Origin of the sequence: Conexibacter sp. W3-3-2 (assembly GCF_009707605.1) — a bacterium.
GTDB classification, from domain to species: Bacteria; Actinomycetota; Thermoleophilia; order Solirubrobacterales; family Solirubrobacteraceae; genus Paraconexibacter; species Paraconexibacter algicola.
Map to the genome: position 1 here is coordinate 21714 of NZ_WLYW01000004.1, position 15171 is coordinate 36884.

At 66.4% G+C, this 15171-nt stretch carries 18 protein-coding genes, 1 tRNA gene and 1 pseudogene; 12 read left to right on the plus strand and 8 right to left on the minus strand.

Going from position 1 to position 15171, the window contains the following annotated elements:
• Nucleotides 1-39: 39 nt before the first annotated feature.
• Nucleotides 40-165 carry a hypothetical protein gene (locus tag GKE82_RS30290; protein ID WP_255451181.1) on the minus strand — a complete coding sequence of 42 codons (126 nt, stop codon included), beginning with the start codon at nt 163-165 and terminating at the stop codon, nt 40-42.
• Between the two features lie 239 nt (nt 166-404).
• Here GKE82_RS30290 and GKE82_RS25840 point away from each other — a divergent pair, with 239 nt between their 5' ends.
• Both GKE82_RS25840 and GKE82_RS25845 read left to right on the plus strand, forming a co-directional pair.
• Nucleotides 405-719: a helix-turn-helix domain-containing protein gene (locus tag GKE82_RS25840; protein ID WP_196189477.1), complete on the plus strand. Its 315-nt coding sequence runs from the start codon at nt 405-407 to the stop codon at nt 717-719.
• Nucleotides 720-750: 31 nt separating this feature from the next.
• Nucleotides 751-1290, plus strand: a complete 540-nt coding sequence (locus GKE82_RS25845) for a hypothetical protein (protein ID WP_154735772.1) — start codon at nt 751-753, stop codon at nt 1288-1290.
• Here GKE82_RS25845 and GKE82_RS25850 read toward each other — a convergent pair.
• The gene (locus GKE82_RS25850; protein ID WP_154735773.1) at nt 1287-1616 is read right to left on the minus strand and encodes a hypothetical protein; all 330 of its coding nucleotides are present in this window, start codon (nt 1614-1616) and stop codon (nt 1287-1289) included. The two genes, GKE82_RS25845 and GKE82_RS25850, sit on opposite strands and share 4 nt — an antisense overlap.
• Nucleotides 1617-1845: 229 nt before the next feature.
• On the opposite strand from GKE82_RS25850, the gene GKE82_RS25855 reads away from it, so the two are divergent.
• Nucleotides 1846-2046 (plus strand): hypothetical protein, encoded by a 201-nt coding sequence (locus GKE82_RS25855; RefSeq protein WP_154735774.1) that lies wholly within the window; start codon nt 1846-1848, stop codon nt 2044-2046.
• A 69-nt stretch (nt 2047-2115) separates the two neighbouring features.
• Complete coding sequence (locus GKE82_RS25860) at nt 2116-3168, plus strand: tyrosine-type recombinase/integrase (protein WP_196189478.1); 1053 nt, start codon at nt 2116-2118, stop codon at nt 3166-3168.
• Nucleotides 3169-4811: 1643 nt separating this feature from the next.
• Here GKE82_RS25860 and GKE82_RS25865 read toward each other — a convergent pair.
• From GKE82_RS25865 to GKE82_RS25875, 3 genes are read right to left on the minus strand one after another with little or no spacing between them, the layout of a single operon-like run.
• Nucleotides 4812-5336 carry a hypothetical protein gene (locus GKE82_RS25865; RefSeq protein WP_230317284.1) on the minus strand — a complete coding sequence of 175 codons (525 nt, stop codon included), beginning with the start codon at nt 5334-5336 and terminating at the stop codon, nt 4812-4814.
• A 6-nt stretch (nt 5337-5342) separates the two neighbouring features.
• Nucleotides 5343-5918, minus strand: coding sequence for a MauE/DoxX family redox-associated membrane protein (locus GKE82_RS25870; RefSeq protein WP_154735777.1), 576 nt, complete (start codon nt 5916-5918; stop codon nt 5343-5345).
• Entirely contained in the window at nt 5915-6430 is a 516-nt protein-coding gene (locus GKE82_RS25875; protein ID WP_154735778.1) for a hypothetical protein, read from the minus strand. The genes GKE82_RS25870 and GKE82_RS25875 overlap by 4 nt, the downstream gene beginning before the upstream one ends.
• A 271-nt stretch (nt 6431-6701) precedes the next feature.
• On the opposite strand from GKE82_RS25875, the pseudogene selD reads away from it, so the two are divergent.
• From selD to selB, 4 genes and pseudogenes are all read left to right on the plus strand, one after another.
• A pseudogene (gene selD / locus GKE82_RS25880) lies at nt 6702-7734 on the plus strand (selenide, water dikinase SelD).
• 12 nt (nt 7735-7746) lie between these two features.
• A tRNA-Sec gene (locus GKE82_RS25885) sits at nt 7747-7840 on the plus strand.
• Nucleotides 7841-7875: 35 nt separating this feature from the next.
• Nucleotides 7876-9171 carry an L-seryl-tRNA(Sec) selenium transferase gene (gene selA / locus GKE82_RS25890; protein ID WP_230317285.1) on the plus strand — a complete coding sequence of 432 codons (1296 nt, stop codon included), beginning with the start codon at nt 7876-7878 and terminating at the stop codon, nt 9169-9171.
• Nucleotides 9168-10673 carry a selenocysteine-specific translation elongation factor gene (gene selB, locus GKE82_RS25895; RefSeq protein WP_154735779.1) on the plus strand — a complete coding sequence of 502 codons (1506 nt, stop codon included), beginning with the start codon at nt 9168-9170 and terminating at the stop codon, nt 10671-10673. Before selA ends, selB begins: the two co-directional genes overlap by 4 nt.
• Here the strand turns inward: selB and GKE82_RS31820 are convergent.
• Nucleotides 10611-10865 (minus strand): DUF2188 domain-containing protein, encoded by a 255-nt coding sequence (locus GKE82_RS31820; RefSeq protein WP_154735780.1) that lies wholly within the window; start codon nt 10863-10865, stop codon nt 10611-10613. The genes selB and GKE82_RS31820 overlap by 63 nt on opposite strands.
• Between GKE82_RS31820 and GKE82_RS25905 the strand changes: the two genes are divergently transcribed.
• Genes GKE82_RS25905 through GKE82_RS25920 form a run of 4 tightly spaced genes read left to right on the plus strand, consistent with a single transcriptional unit; the run spans nt 10864 to nt 13825 of the window.
• Nucleotides 10864-11694: a hypothetical protein gene (locus GKE82_RS25905; protein WP_154735781.1), complete on the plus strand. Its 831-nt coding sequence runs from the start codon at nt 10864-10866 to the stop codon at nt 11692-11694. The genes GKE82_RS31820 and GKE82_RS25905 overlap by 2 nt on opposite strands.
• Nucleotides 11691-12809: an XRE family transcriptional regulator gene (locus GKE82_RS25910; protein ID WP_154735782.1), complete on the plus strand. Its 1119-nt coding sequence runs from the start codon at nt 11691-11693 to the stop codon at nt 12807-12809. Before GKE82_RS25905 ends, GKE82_RS25910 begins: the two co-directional genes overlap by 4 nt.
• A gap of 8 nt (nt 12810-12817) precedes the next feature.
• Nucleotides 12818-13144, plus strand: a complete 327-nt coding sequence (locus GKE82_RS25915) for a hypothetical protein (RefSeq protein ID WP_154735783.1) — start codon at nt 12818-12820, stop codon at nt 13142-13144.
• A gap of 15 nt (nt 13145-13159) precedes the next feature.
• Nucleotides 13160-13825 (plus strand): DUF6338 family protein, encoded by a 666-nt coding sequence (locus GKE82_RS25920; protein WP_154735784.1) that lies wholly within the window; start codon nt 13160-13162, stop codon nt 13823-13825.
• 98 nt (nt 13826-13923) lie between these two features.
• Here GKE82_RS25920 and GKE82_RS25925 read toward each other — a convergent pair whose 3' ends face one another.
• Together GKE82_RS25925 and GKE82_RS25930 are read right to left on the minus strand one after the other, a co-directional pair.
• Complete coding sequence (locus GKE82_RS25925) at nt 13924-14898, minus strand: hypothetical protein (RefSeq protein WP_154735785.1); 975 nt, start codon at nt 14896-14898, stop codon at nt 13924-13926.
• Nucleotides 14898-15119 (minus strand): hypothetical protein, encoded by a 222-nt coding sequence (locus GKE82_RS25930; RefSeq protein WP_154735786.1) that lies wholly within the window; start codon nt 15117-15119, stop codon nt 14898-14900. Before GKE82_RS25930 ends, GKE82_RS25925 begins: the two co-directional genes overlap by 1 nt.
• Between the last annotated feature and the right edge of the window lie 52 nt (nt 15120-15171).

Consider the following 15171-nt stretch of genomic DNA (forward strand, 5'->3'; position numbering starts at 1 on the left):
CGGGGCGGAAGTTGCAGCTCCCGCCCCGCCGGTTGCTGGCTACTTCTCGCGCCGGACGCCCTTGAAGGGCGTCCCGTCGGCCTTCTGGTCCAGGATGCGACCCGTCTCGGTGTCGCGCTTGGCCCAGTTGCCGCTGGGTGTCTTGAACTGCGAGCGCTGCTTCACGGCGCCCTTCCTGCCGGGTCCCTTCGGGGGTTGGTGGCCATTGGCTACCTCCTGCTCGTGGGTTTCGAGACGTTCAAAACGCCCCATACCGGCCAAAGTCTACAAGGTCACCAAAGTCCTACAAGTCTTTAACGTTGACAAAGGCGCTAAGGTCACCATGCATCGGGTACGACAAAGAGAGGAAGCGACATCACCACGTGTCGCTTCGTCGGACTCGTCAACAAGATGAAGGAGCCATCGTGAGCAAGACCCAGGAGTTCACCGCGGTGAACGCCGACGCGGGAGCACTCCCGCAGAAGGACGTCTTGAACGTCCGGGAGACCGCCCGCGAGCTCGGCGTCCACGAGAACACGGTTCGCAACCTCGAACAGCGTGGCCAGCTGACCGCGATCCGGTTGCCCGGATCGGGGTTCCGCCGGTTCAAGAAGGAAGACGTCGATCGCGTTCGCGACGAGATGTTCAAGCAGTTCGCGCCCGAGACAGAGATCGGCGAGGAACGCGACGACATGCCGGAGCGGATCCTCAGCACTCCCGAGGACTACCACCAGTCGTAGTTCCGGCGGGTCGGGGCTTCACACTGGCCAGGTGAGCAGCCAGCCCCGGCCCGACGACCACCTCTACTACGAGGACCGCACCACCCACCTGCGCCAGGGGGACCTCTTCACGGGAGTCCCCATGGGCCTGCAGCTGCCGGCCGACGTCTTCAACCACGGGAACCGCAAATTCGTCTCGGGGCCGTTCGAAGTCGGATTCGCGATGTTGATCACGCCCTCGTGCTCAATGGCGGCACAAGGAGAGCCCGGCCGCTACGCGCATCCCTTCCGCACCGTCGTTCCGGTATGGCCACTGGAGGACCTCGTCGCGCAAGGTGCGATCAAGGAGGCCTCCTTGGACCAGCTGCGCAAGTACGACCACCTAGCCAACTATCTGTACCTACCCGCGCTTGCGTCGGCCGAGATGCCGGAGAGCCTGGCGTTGCTCTACGCCCCTACGACCCTCGATCACGGCTACCTCGAGCAGCAACGCATCGCACAGCTCTCGGTGACCGCTGCCGTGCATCTCAAGCGCCAGCTCGCCCGTCACTACGGGGGCAGCCTGTTCAGGCACGAAGCCTTCGACGATTAGGCAGCCGCCTGGTCCTCGTCGACGTCCGAGAGGACCCGGTGAGGGATTCCGTCGATCCACCAGACCGGCTCGCCCTCGTACTCGCCGGCCCATCCTTCGGCGCCGCAAACAAGGCGACATCGCATCGGGGGGACCCTGTCGTCGGCCAGAACGGGCATCCCGTAGATCTCATCCCAGGAGAGAAGCGCGAAGTTCGCTGGGTTAAGAAGGACGAGGTACGGCGCGTCCAGTCCCTGTTGCGCGTGCTCGTCGAGGACCTTGACTACCGAGCAGAGCAGGGCGCCCTCGATGTACAACGCATCGTCTTCGGAGTCCCCCTCGAGCACCCGAACATTGTGGCACCTGCCGCGACGGAAGCCCATGGAAAGTCGACCACGTTGCGACCTGAAGCGTCGCGATACGGAGCATCGCGAATAGCCCACATCAAGCCCGGTGATAAACACGAGGACGGCGAAACCAGAGTGACGATTCGAAGTGGTCGACCTCTTGGCAAGGCCCCTCATAAAGGCACTTATCAGGGGCAAGCCGTCCGGGGCACCGTTCACGATCGGGGGCATGACCGATCTTCGTCTCGTCCCCGATCCGCTGCCGGCGGTCCCCGGTCTCTGGCCGAACGACACGCTCGAGGTCGATGTCTCCGCGCTCGTCGACGCCGAGCTGCGGCTGCTCGCGCGCGCGACCGGCGACCACCTGCCCGCCGAGCTGCAGGCGCAGGTCCTCGAGCTGAGGGCCCAGCGCGCCCGGGCCGGCGTATGACTCTGCGCGGCGGCCGCGTTGTTTACGGCGTTGACGCGGGCGCGCGCGAATACACCATCGCGGCCTGGCGTGTCGAGCCGCGACCCGTCCCGGGATCATGAGCGACCTCGCGCGCCGCGACGTCGTCGAGGTCCTCGACGGACCGGGGGAGGGGGAGACCTGCTGCAGGCTGCGCTCGGGGTCGCGGCCGAGCAGGCCGCGCCGAACACCCGCCGCGCCTACGCCGCCGCCTACCGCCAGCTCGCCGACTTCGCCGCCGCCCGGGCCGGCGGGCAGCCGGTGACCGCGGCCGCCGTCGACCGCGACCTGGTGGTTGCGTTCCGCGACGACCTCGCTCGCCGTGGCCTGTCCTCGTCGACGCTGTCCTCGAGGATGGCCGCGATCCGCCGGCTTGCCGACGCCCTGGAGCTCGACCCGCGGATCCAGCGGGTCAAGACGATCAAGGCGGGGGAGGAGGCGCCGGTTCGGGCGCTCTCGCTCGCCGAGTACGACGGCCTGCTGCGGATCCCCGACCGCCGCACCACCGCCGGGTTGCGCGATGTCGCGATCCTCGCGCTCATGGGCGACGCCGGCCTGCGCCGCGCCGAAGTCACCCGCTTGAACGTCGAGGACATCACCGAGCACGCCCGCCACCGCGCCGGCGCCCGCGACGCGATCGCCCCGACCCGCTCGCAGACCCGCTACGCCGTCGTCGTCCGGCAGGCCAAGGGCGGCAAGACCCGCACCGTCCCCCTCAGCAAGCAGGCGCTCGAGGCCGTCGCCGCGTGGTTCAAGCGCCGACCAGCATCGAGCGAGGAGGACCTCGTCGGAGCGCCGCTGTTCGTGACGCTCACCCGCAACCGGCCCGCGCAGCGGATGCAGCCCGACGCGATCGCCGAGCTCACCGCCAAGCACGCCACCACTGCCCGGCTGCCCGATGACCTTCGTCACCCGCACGTCCTGCGGCACACGTTCTGCACCCAGCTCGCAGAACGCGACGTGCCGGTCGAGCTTATCCGCGACCTCGCCGGCCATGCCGACGTGCGCACGACGCTGAAGTACGTCACGCTCACCGACGCCCGACGTGCCGACGCAATCCGCGACGGTTTCGAGCGAGGACGGGTCGCGCTGGAGCGGTTGTAAGAGCATCGGGCCGGATGTCTGTCAGCACGGAGGGGGCGGTGACGCGCCGATTGCACCGTTACGGTGCCGTCTGCTCCTGCGCTCGTGAGCCGGGGGGGGCAGGCTCGGCCTAGTCCAACTGGGACGCGGACAGAGCGAGTGTCGTTTCGGACCACAAAGGTCGCGCACTGTCGTTCTGCGTAGACGAAACCGCCTGGGTAGGGAATCCATTCCTGATCGGCACAACGGACGGCGCGTGGCGTTTGCCGGAGGATTGAGGACGATCGTGGCACTCGGGAAGGCCATCCCACTATGTCTACCCGGCGTCCTTCCTCGCCCTCAGCTGTTAGACGCAAAGTCGTTCGGCCTCGGACCCATAGTCCGATCTTTCCGAATCGCCGGCCGTCCGCGGCAGTGCTTTCCTGTAGCGCGGCGCCTACCGAGGAACCAAGGGGAAGGGCGAGTACAGCGTCGCGAAGCATGACAAGCCCGTCTGGAGTTGCTCGCCCACAGTCGTCGTTGCTGGTCGCACTGGGCGAAGCCGCTGGCTGCGGGGTCGAACTTGAGGGCTTGCTGTCGGTCCCCGTGGCGCCACAGCCAACGAAGACGGCGGCAGGCAACAGCCCCGCTGCCGCCGTCATCGCAGCACGCTTTAGGACCTGCACGGTCCTGAAGCGACGTACCCACACGAGCAGTAGAAGGGCCCTTGGTAGCAGGTGGAGCCCCGGGCGCACTCGCCGCACCCGTAAAGCCCGCCACTCTGGCAGCAGAACCAGAACTTCTTGTTGTATCCGCTCGGGCACGTAAACCCTCCGCTGCTTCCGCAGCCGGAGCAGCGCCGGTCGCTGGCGAGACCGCAGCATCGGTAGGGGTACGCGGACGCCTCGTCCGCTCCCGCTGCGGCTATTCCCGCAAACAGCGCGGCGCTCGCCGCAGTGAAACGACCGAGTACGCCGCGTCGGGTCGACTCGCTTTCTTGGTCAAACATCTGCACCGACATGGTCCTCCTTAGGTGGCTGTCAGGGTCAGGGCGGCAACGAGAAGCAGCCCAGAGATGGTGGCGTTCATGCCAGTGCGGCGGGCGTTGATCGCCATGGTGAGGTCATTAGTCGTGCGCGCGAAAGCTCCGGTGGGAGCACAGAGTGCGGCGATGGCAAGGGGGGATGACGAAGCCCGCGGCGTATCCGGCTCCGACCCATGGCCCGGCGAGTCCCAGGAGTCCCACACTCAGCAACGCCCACGTGGCGAACGATGTTCGGTAAGTGGTCACCATCGCGCCTGTATCGACCCCCCAGGCAAATGAACCGGGGATGTCGCCGAGGCGTGCCGGCAGCATGCGCGGCGTCTGGCGAAGCAGAAGACTCCGGCGAACGCCCGTCAGCTCGAGAATGGCGAAGGCCAGAAGCACGATCGCCCCGAGCCAGATAGCGACTTGTTCTGGGACAGCGAGCAGCTCTCCGAGCGTCGCGAAAGCGCCAGACACCAATGTCGCAGATAGCAGGAAGCCTCCTCCTAGAGGCATGACCATCCTGAGGCTTTGACGTCTGCTCGTGCTCCTCACGGGAGCGTCGGGATCAAGTCGCATGACGCCGACAAAGGACAGGCCTCACGGGCTAGCGAGCTGCGCAAAGCCCGCCGCCATCGCCAACGCGAAGATCGCGACCTCATCCCACATGGTGACTCTCCTGCCGTGGAGCGGTTGCCTGCGGCAGCGCCGTTTTTACCTGGCGGACAGTGGAGATTCCGACAGCGCCGACGGCGCGGCCGTCTTCGACGCCCACCACCGAAGGGGCGACGTCCATGCCTAGAAAGCCTGCCAGGGCTTCATCGCTGTCGGCGAACACCTGAGAAGTCTCCGCGAGGCGGCGAAACGCTGGCGTTGCGTCAACGTCCTCGCTAGGGATCACGAAGATCGCTCGCCGGTCCGGCGCTGATGCATAGGCCTCGGCGACCAACCGGCAGGTACCGCAGGTTGCGTGAAGGAAGACAAGGCCGTGATGCCCTTCGAGCATGTCGGGCGGCAGGTCCACCGGCGCTTCGCGCAGGTCGCGCTCCTGGAACTCGAGCGCCATCGGCGAATCGTCCAGATCGAGGGTTCGTCGGATTTCGGCGAGTTGCCGGAATACCTCAACGAGCGCCGCTGATGTGATCAGCAGACCGCCAGATGCGACGAGGACGAGGACGGTCACCATTGTTTAAGCCGCTTCTGCAGCAAAGCTCTTCGTGCTAAGGCGCGCTTCGTCCATCGAGCGACGAGCCCCTCGCACCTTCCACCACGACGAGCCACCCAGGATGGCTACCGCTGCCGCAGACAGGGCTAGACCGAACGCTGCGCCCTCCGCTCCTTCGACAGGGGCATCACTCGGCAGATACCCGATCATAAGAGCAGGGACAATCATGACCAGCGCCACCATGAACAAGCTAATTTGCTGCTTTCCCAAAGACTTCGGCCGACGCTGAACCGCTCCGAAGCACGCACAGGGGACATCGATTCCTCTGCGCATCGCGACTGCTCCGGCGCCCGCGAACGCGGCAAAGACTGCTATGACGGCACCCGCGACGAGCTCGCTGGTGGGTGCCGTGAACGAACCGACACCAATCGCGAGTTCCACGATCGGTACTGCCACAGCGCCGGCTGCTGCGAGACGTTTCCGCATGCCGAGCGCGACAAGCATGTCGGACGTCTGTTCACGCGCGACAGCCTTCGCTGCTCCAGCGGCAAGGAGCAGCGACCCAAACAGCCAGATCCCGATGAGTGTCGCGCCGCTCACTTTCGGACGTCGTTCACCGCGTTCGCGTACCGAGCGCCGTCCTGTGGATCTGTCCAGTACGTGATGACCGCGCGGCCAGACTGGTCAGCTGGGTCACCGACACTCTCGTTCACCGCGAATGTCCCAGCGCTGGTTCCGAGCTCTTCGTCATCGGAGCGCTTGATGGTCGTAGTCACTGCCGAGGCCATAGACTGAAAGACCGTCGCGTAGACGATCGCGTCGTCGACGCTGTCGGACGCAAAGACAACCTCTTCGCCCGTGACGAAGTCAGTTAGGTCGGCAACGTCGCCTGCCAGCCCGTGCAACACCTCGCAGCCAGGGGCGAGGTGCACGACGACGGCCTGGCCCCCGACGAGTTCTACGCTCGCACTTTCCGCGCTTTCCAGGCTTCGGAAGGTGCCGGAATGGAAACCGTCTACTCCCGACGCGGACGCGGATCCGGGCGTTGCGATGGCATGCCCGACTGCGGTGATCGCGCCTAGCTTGAACAGGTCACGACGGTTCGTCTTCACTGCGTTCCTCCAGATAACTTGGTGACGCACGCTCTACCGCCCCAGCATGTCGCACATGACCGTTCGGCGTCAACCTTCTAGCGCCATGCGCCAGCGCCGGGAAGGTGCTCGGGTGCTACCTGCTGCATCAAGTCGCTGGCACTCTCGCGGAGCCTACGGCTGAACACAGCGACGTGCGCACGTTGCTTTACGGACTCCGCACCGTCGCCCCTAAAGTCTTCTTCTGCTTCACGCCAAGACAGCTCTACCACGATCACACGAGGCGGATCTAGTGAGTTACGACCAGCAGGAACATGTTCCGTTGACCTCTCTTTCGCACGGAGCGGGGTGCGGGTGCAAGCTCCCGGCGGCCGCGCTGCGACCCATCTTGGACTCGCTTGACGCACGCGAAGACTCACGTCTCATCGTCGGGAACCGGACGTCTGACGATGCCGGAGTCGTCCGGATCAGCAACGATCTTGCGTTGATCCAGACGGTCGATTTCTTCACTCCAATCGTCGACGATCCGTTTGACTTCGGGCGGATCGCCGCGGCCAACGCGCTATCAGACGTCTACGCGATGGGGGGGAACGCCGTTGTCGGCGTTGTCCTTGGTCGCGTTCCCGCTGGAGCGCCTCGGCGCTGGCGTTCTTCGAGAAGTCCTGCGCGGGGGGCTTTCGGTCATCGAAGCAGCGGGTGCGTTGGTGGTCGGGGGGCATTCGATCGATGACCCCGAGCCGAAGTTCGGATTTGCAGTGACGGGGACGATCCACCCAGACCGGATCCTCACAAACGCGGGGGCTCGCGTTGGAGATGCGCTTGTCCTGACCAAGCCGCTCGGAGTCGGGGCGATTACGACCGCGTTGAAGCGTGGAGTAGGCGGCAAGGAGTCGCTCGACGCGGCAATTGAAACGATGGGGGCCCTTAACGATCGAGCTGCATCGGCGGCTCTTGCGACGGGCGCTCATGCTGCGACCGACGTGACGGGGTTCGGACTCGTGGTCCACCTCCACGAGCTTGCGCTCGCTAGCGGCGTCGCCGCAGAAGTGGACGCTGACAGGGTTCCGGCGCTTGCGGGGGTTGACGAACTCTTGCGCGGGGACGGGGCAGTCTCAGGAGGCAGCGCAAAGAACCGAGCGTACTCTGCGGAGTTCACTACGTTCGACGCCGTCGTACCGGAATGGCAGCGGCGACTCGTCTCCGACGCAACGACGTCAGGAGGACTCTTGATAGCCGTGGATGCAGATCGGGCTGCTGAGATCCCGGGAGTTGTCATCGGTAGGCTGGTCGAGGGACGGCCCGGATCGATCAAGGTATGTTCGTGAGCGGTCAGACCGGGAGCGGCCAGGGCCTGGTGGCCTACCCGGCCTTCAAAGCCGGCGAGCCGCGGCAGCCCCGCGGTTGGGAGGTTCGACTCCTTCGCCGCTCCGCTTGCCGTGCCGCGCACGATGTTCGCTGAGGCTGAGATGAGACGACGTCTGCGCGAATTGCCGTCAGTCGACCGGCTCGCCGTGGCTGTCGCTCGAGTAGAGCTTGAAGAGCGCCGCGCCGCGATTCTGGCTGGAGACGACGACGTAGACGGGCGAGACCTGGTTGCCTGCGCGCACGATCGCCTTCGGCCATCGCTCCAACGTGTCCTGAATGCGACTGGGGTGGTCCTTCACACGAACCTCGGTCGCGCCCCTCTCGCCGAAGCCGCGCAACTCGCGGTCAGCTCGACAGCCCGCGGATACACCAATCTCGAGGTGGACCTGCTCTCGGGTCAGCGCGGTTCACGACACGATCATGTCGCCGACCTGCTTTGCGAGCTCACTGGGTCAGAGGCAGCGATGACAGTCAACAACTGCGCAGCCGCGACGCTCCTTGCCACTTCCGCGCTCGCTGGTAAGGGAGCGGAAATCATCGTGTCACGAGGCCACTTGGTCGAGATCGGCGGCGCCTTTCGCATCCCGGAGGTCGTGGCGTTGAGCCATTCGGAAATGGTGGAGGTCGGCACCACCAACCGCACGCGCCTCGGGGATTACCGCCGCGCCATCACTGAACGCACGCGAGCCGTATTGCGCGTCCATCCTTCGAACTTCCGGACCGTAGGTTTCGCAGAAGAAGTCGAGATCGAAGCTCTTTGTGGCTTGGGCGTGCCTGTCATCGACGATGTCGGTTCCGGAGTGCTTGCCGACGACCTCGCCGTGCTTGCAGACGAGCCGTCGGTCCGGAGATCGGTCAGAGCGGGTGCCGCTGTCGTGGCCTTCTCCGGGGACAAGTTGCTGGGCGGTCCACAGTCCGGGTTGATGGTCGGACGCCGTGATGCAATCGAGCAATGTCGTTCTCACCCGCTGGCTCGAGCAGTCCGTATCGACAAGTTGTCGTTGGCGGCGCTCGAGGCGACGCTAGCGTTGTACCGCGATCCGGAGTATGCGCGACGTGCGTTGCCGGTATTGGCCATGCTCTGCGCAACCGACGAAGAACTTGCCGAGCGCGCAACCCGTTTGGCTGGCTTGACTGGAGGCCGGGTGAGTAGCGCAACGGCGCGCGTCGGAGGCGGGGCGCTTCCGCTTGTCGAACTCGCTGGGCCGGTCGTTACGTTGGATGCTGGCGCCCGCGGCGCTAAGGCCCTGGCGGCGGCGCTGCGTCAGGGGCAGCCCCCGGTTGTAGCCCGAATATCCGACGGGGAGGTCCTTTTGGACCCTCGCACCCTTGCTGACGACGAGCTTGAGGCAGCCGCTGCGACCGTCCTTCTTGCCCTCCACTGCAAGACGGAATGACAGGACCACTGACTCTCGGTACTGCCGGACATGTTGACCACGGGAAGACCTCCCTCGTCGCAGCGCTGACCGGGTGCGATACCGACCGCTTGCCGGAAGAGCGCGCGCGTGGGCTCTCGATCGCTCTTGGATACGCGCCGCTGATCTTGCCCAACGGCCGTCAGATCTCGGTCATCGACGTCCCTGGACATGAGCGCTTTGTCCGCACGATGGTCGCGGGAGCTACCGGAATCGACGCCTATCTGATGGTGATTGCTGCCGACGATGGCGTCATGCCCCAAACCCGCGAACACTGGACGGTGTTGCGAGCTCTCAACATTCGCCGTGGCGTCGTCGCGATCACCAAGGCGGACATCGCAGACCCGGCAGCGGCATCCGCGCAGGCACGCGACCTGCTCGGACCCGACGTCAGTCTGATCCCGTGCTCGGCGCGCACCGGTCTGGGACTCGCCAACCTCACCGAACGGCTCACAACGATTCTCACGCACACTGAATCCCGCGCGCGCCATGTAGGGCCGGTCGTGCTGCATATCGATCGGGTGTTTGCGGTCAAAGGCGCCGGCACGGTTGTGACCGGGACCCTGTGGTCAGGAGTTCTGCGGCGCGGCGACCGGCTCGCGGTGTTTCCGATCGACCAACGAATACGGGTCCGCGACCTCCGTGTCCACGAAACCCCGGTCGACCAGGTCCCCGCTGGACAGCGGGTAGCCGTCAACGTGACAGGAGTGCACCGGGAGCACATCAAGCCAGGCGACGCGCTCGTCAGCACAGAGGCCAAGATCCGCCCCTCTTGGATCCTCGATCTGCAATCGAGTTTCAAGGATGATCCGTCAGGGCGCTACGTCCATTTGCATCACGGGACGCGTAGCTCTCTGGGACGCTTGGCCAGTCTCGGTGACGGTCGCTGGCAGTTCAGAGGACGCGACCCGCTGCTGGCCCGGGCCGGCGATCGCGTCGTAATCCGGGCCAGTTCGCCCCCGAACACGCTCGGGGGCGCGCTCGTTCTCGATCCGCATGCAAAGCGGCACCGTCCCAACTCGCGAGCAGCAACACACCGAACGGCTCGACCGGACCCCGGATACTCACCGCCCGATCTTGAGCCGAAGGCTTTTGGTGGCGGCCCGGCGTCCTTCACCCCTAGCGAACTGGCCCTCGAGCGGCTGTTGCGCGACGCTGGCCACGAGCCCCCAGACCGGTCCACGCTAGCCGCGTTCTCTGAAGAACTTCGCACCCTTGTCGCAGCCGGTGTCGCCATCCGACTCGGCGGCACCATGTACGGCCACTCCAAGGCACTCGCCACTGTCAGGCACCAGGCGCTAGCGATTCTCGCGGATGAAGGGGAAATCACGGTAGCCAGGCTGCGCGACGAATTGGGGACCTCGCGAAAGTACGCTCTAGCGCATCTGGAGTACCTCGACGCGATTCGAGTCACAAGATGTCTACCCGACTACAGGAGGGTGGTCGTACGTCGTTCGTCGCGTGCCGATGGGAAACCTTCGTGAGTTGCGAGGGCTGTTCGTGAGTTCCGATGGCCCCGTATGCCTCGCCGAAGCCGCCGCCGGAGTTGCGTGCGAACTCGCGACAGTCGCGTAGGCCTCCGCTTGGGTCGACCGGACCGCGCTGGCGCGTGTCGCTCCGGGGGTGGTCACCTGCCACGAATGGTCCTCGCGGCGCGTGATGTCGTAGTCAGCCATGATCTTCCCTTACATACTCGACATGAAGCATGCAAATCGGCCGCTGTTCAGACTTCCGTCTTCGGTTTGTGCTTGGATTCCGGACATGCGTTTCGATGATTGCTGCCCCGAGGGTGTCGCTGGCCGGCTGCGCGTCGTACTGATGGACGTGTTGGGGGCGGTCTACGACGACAACAGCGAGCGGTTTGATCTGGATCGGTGGGATACGCCGCGCGGGTTCGGGATCACGACGTCGGAGAACGTCGCCGAGGCGCTGTTCGAGGCGACCGAGGGGATGGATGGCGTGACGCCGCACTACAGCGAGCACACGTTCTTCCTGCGGTTGGACAACGACATCGAGGTCTACGTCTGCAAGGCGCCGCCGGGGACCATGTCGGCGGAGACGATGCGGTTTGACAGCTCGCAGGTGCGCAAGCGGATCGTCAAGCGCAACGGCGCACAGCTGCGCCTGGACGTCGTCAACGGCACTTTGACGGCGGTCGAGGACGGTCGCGCCCCCTACGTGGTGGTGGTGCACTTCGGGGACCCCGACAACGGGTTCTCCCATGCGATCGTCGGCGTCCCCTACGAGCTGGACGCCGGCACGTTGGGGTGGGAGTGGCACGAGCCGCTCACCCGCCCGGCCACCGGCGCCGTTGCCGGGGAGGAGGTGGACTTCGGGCTGCGCCTACGGGCGGTGCCCGAACTCGACGAGGCCCCGCAGGAGACGGAGGACTCGGGTGACGAGCGGGTCGTGGCGCTGCCTGCGGCCGCGGGCGACGACGACTTGGAGCTCGAGCTGCGCGAGTCCGAGGACGCTGCCGGTGACGAGCGCGACGATCGGTCGTGAGCGGCCTGGGATCTGCCGCGGCGCATTTCGATCCGCAGCGGCTGAAGCTCGCCCGTCAGCTGCAGGGCATCACCCGCACCGAGGTCGCCCGCCGCGCTGACCTCACGCCGGCATCCGTCAGTCAGTTCGAGAGCGGCACGCACACTCCGCGGCCGGCGACGCTCGCCCGGTTGGCGCTGGCGCTGAGCGTCCCGGCCGGCTTCCTTGCGGGCAGTGGGCAGCCGACGCTACTGCCCGACGTGCAGGACTCGTTCTTTCGCAGTCTGCGCCGCACGACCAAACGCGACCGCGAACAGGCCACAGCCCTGGCCGGGTTGGCCGCCGAGCTCGTGCGCAGCGTCGAACAGCGCGTCACCCTGCCCCCGTTCGATGACCTCGGCCTGCACCTGGACCCCGACAATCCGCCAGAGGCCGCAGAGGCAGCGGCGAGCGTGGTGCGTGAGCGCTGGGGGATCCCTGCAGACCGGCCGGTGGAGAACGTGGTGCGGGTGCTCGAGCGTCATGGGATCGTGGTGTTCCGCACTGCCTTGATCGACAACGACCAGACCTCGGACACCGTTGATGCGTTCTCCTGGACGTCCGGGCCGCGGCCCTTGGTGATGCTCGGCACGGCCAAGAACGTGTATGAGCGCTCGCGGCTGGACGCTGCGCACGAGCTCGGTCACATCCTTTTGCACGCCGCCGATCCCGAGCCGGCCAACAAGCAGCTCGAGCAGCAGGCCCAGCGCTTTGGCAGCGCATTCATCGCCCCGGCCGAGCTCATCACCGACGGCTGGCCCACCGGACGGCTAGACTGGCGCCAACTGCAACGCCTACGCACCGAGGTCGGCCTCTCCCTCGCTGCACTGCTCTACCGCGGCCGTGATCTCGGCCTCTTGGATGCGGCCGGGTATACCAGCGCGATGAAGTACCTCTCCGCCCGCGGCTGGCGACGCCAAGAGCCCGGACCCCGGCCCGCCCCCGAACGGCCCCTGCTCATCACCCAGGCCCTCGGACTGCTGGCTGAGCACGACATCACCCTCGAAGACCTCGCCGGCCAGGCGCAGCTGATTGCGGCCGGCCAGCTACGAGACCGTCTCGGCCTCCACGCGCCCGGGCTGCGCGTCACGATTTGAGCTGAAGCATGGGGGAGACGACGACCTACGCCGGCCGCTATGTGCCGGGCTTGCAGCACGGCGGCGAGCGCACCGAGCTGAGCTGCACCACCACGACCCCCAACGGCGGCACCAGCCACGTCGTCCTGGCGTCCGGACCCCGCGTCGTCCTGGACTGGGAGACCACCGCCGACAAAGCCACCATCGCGGCCGCTGTGCTGCGTCACTGGCTTACCCGCCAGTCCGACCCCGACGAGCTGCACGACTTCCTGGACCAGCTCACCACCGACTGGGCCACGGGCACGGCCTGGGAGATCACCGGCCAGCAGCTGCGCGCGGCGGGGTTCGTGCCGTGAGCGATCGGCGAGCTGATGGCGCCTGATACCGGGACGGCGATCCTCGTGCTTGGCGTCTTTGTCTTGCCGGGGTTCGTGACGATCCTGCTGCGTGAGCGGCTCTACATCGTGCGCAGGGACGACGGCGCGTTTGACCGGCTCCTGCTCGCCTTGTTCTACTCCGCCTTGGTCTACGTCTTGGTCCTTGCCGTCGCGGTGATCGCCGGCGCCGATCGCGGGGATCTCATCGCGATCTACGAGGGCCGCCGCAGCCTTCGGCTCTCGCTGATCGTCGGCACCTGCATCGTCCTTGTGCTGCCGATCGTGATCGCCGTCGCGGGCGCCCGGTGGTCGCGATCGTCGTGGCGCGGCCGGGCGCTGAGGTGGCTCAAGCTCTCGACGGCGCATTCGACCCGCTCGGGGTGGGACGCCATGTTCTCTCAGGAAGGCACGGCGATGATCCGGGTCCGCACGACCACGGGCCGCATCGTCGGCGGCTGGTATGGCTCCCAGAGCCTTGCCGCCTACTCCGACCACGGCGGAGACCTGTTCATCGCCGAGCGATGGGAGTTCGACGACGACGGGTGGTTCAGCAAACCTGCCGTGGGGTCGCTCGGACTGTGGGTCTCCGCAGGCGAGATCGCGACGGTGGAGGTCTACGCTTCGACCGAGCCCTCGCCGCCGACCGACCCGTCAGACTGACCACATGCCCAAACCTCCGAACCCTTCGGGACCGAAGACTCTCGGCCAAGGCCCGCTCGAGGAGCGCGGGATGCGTCCGAACAGCCAGGCGCCGCGCCCTACCGCGCCCCCGCCCAAGCCCAGCGACACGAAGAAGTGACCGAGCGCGACGACCCTGCCGAGCAGAAGGAGCCGGCGGCTGACCGGCTGATCGAGGGCTGGGCGCCCGGGGAGAAAGCGATGGGCCCACGCGCCGCTGCTCCGCGGCCCACCCAGCCGCCCCCTAAACCGGACGACCTGCCCGAGCAACCGCTGCAGAAGAGCGGCGACTCATGACCCGCTAGAGCTGGCGGGTTGTTTCGGGGAGTCGCAGGGGTGGTTTGAGGGTGTAGTAGCGCTCGAAGGTCACGCCTCGTTCGGTGAGGGGGGGCGGGGCGCGAGACGACGCGCATCTCGAGGAGGTCGAGGTGGCGTAGCTGGGTGAGTCCGTCGTGGATTCGGGTGGCGCTGAGCCCGTACCACTTGGCGGCATGGGTGACGGGCAGGATGAACTCGTCCTGCAGAGAGACGCAGATCAGCAGGACGAGCTTGGCGGACATCGAGAGTCGCTCGTCGTAGGCCATGCGCCAGTAGGCGTAGGGGAGCTGCAGGTAGTTGCCTTCTGGGACCGCTCGGTGCTCGTCGGTGGCGCCGGGGTGGGTGTAGGGGGTCCTGCTGCCGTCTTCGCGCAGCAGCACGATGCGGCGGTGGCGTCCCTGGCGGCTGGTGCGGATGAGGCCTTGCTGTTCCAGCCAGGTCCATTGCCGGGACATCGACTGCACTCCCGCCGTGGTTTCCGGGACGCCGACCATGCGCGCCCAGACCTTCGAGGGGAGCGTGACGTCCCAGGGCTCCTTGCTGACCAGGGCGTGGCAGAGGAGGTAGAGGTCCAGTGCGGTGTTGCGTTTGCCAAACGCGCTGAGCGGTCCGCCGCCGATTCCGGGCCCGCCGCGCGGGTTGGGTCGCTGCACGAACGCGCGGCGTAGCGGCAGGGTTTCGCGGCCAGAGCGGCGCAGCAGTTCTTCGATCGCGGCGCGGCGCAGATCGGAGCTCATCAGCTTGAAAGCACTCGCACCCGGGTGATCCGGTCGTCGTTGCTGTGCACCAGCGAGATCCGCCGACCGTCGATCGTTTTCTCGCGGACCGTCCAGCCGTCGTAAGGGCTGACGTAGTGCTCGTAGGTAACCTTGCCCGTAGCGGCGACATCGAGCGCCTCCTCTTCGGAGACCCCCCAGTCCTGGAGGTCCTTGCGAGCTTGGCTCTCGAACAGCGGCATACGAGCAGCCTAGCTTCCTACGAGCTCCACGGCGACCGAATACGCCGCGCAG

Bases quoted from the DNA above. Each gene is read 5' to 3' on its own strand.
- selA (WP_230317285.1), top strand. From the start codon at position 7,876: ATGAGACGACGTCTGCGCGAATTGCCGTCAGTCGACCGGCTCGCCGTG.
- GKE82_RS25930 (WP_154735786.1), bottom strand. From the start codon at position 15,119: ATGCCGCTGTTCGAGAGCCAAGCTCGCAAGGACCTCCAGGACTGGGGG.
- GKE82_RS25925 (WP_154735785.1), bottom strand. From the start codon at position 14,898: ATGAGCTCCGATCTGCGCCGCGCCGCGATCGAAGAACTGCTGCGCCGC.
- GKE82_RS25920 (WP_154735784.1), top strand. From the start codon at position 13,160: ATGGCGCCTGATACCGGGACGGCGATCCTCGTGCTTGGCGTCTTTGTC.
- GKE82_RS25855 (WP_154735774.1), top strand. From the start codon at position 1,846: ATGACCGATCTTCGTCTCGTCCCCGATCCGCTGCCGGCGGTCCCCGGT.
- GKE82_RS25915 (WP_154735783.1), top strand. From the start codon at position 12,818: ATGGGGGAGACGACGACCTACGCCGGCCGCTATGTGCCGGGCTTGCAG.
- selB (WP_154735779.1), top strand. From the start codon at position 9,168: ATGACAGGACCACTGACTCTCGGTACTGCCGGACATGTTGACCACGGG.
- GKE82_RS25905 (WP_154735781.1), top strand. From the start codon at position 10,864: ATGATCTTCCCTTACATACTCGACATGAAGCATGCAAATCGGCCGCTG.
- GKE82_RS31820 (WP_154735780.1), bottom strand. From the start codon at position 10,865: ATGGCTGACTACGACATCACGCGCCGCGAGGACCATTCGTGGCAGGTG.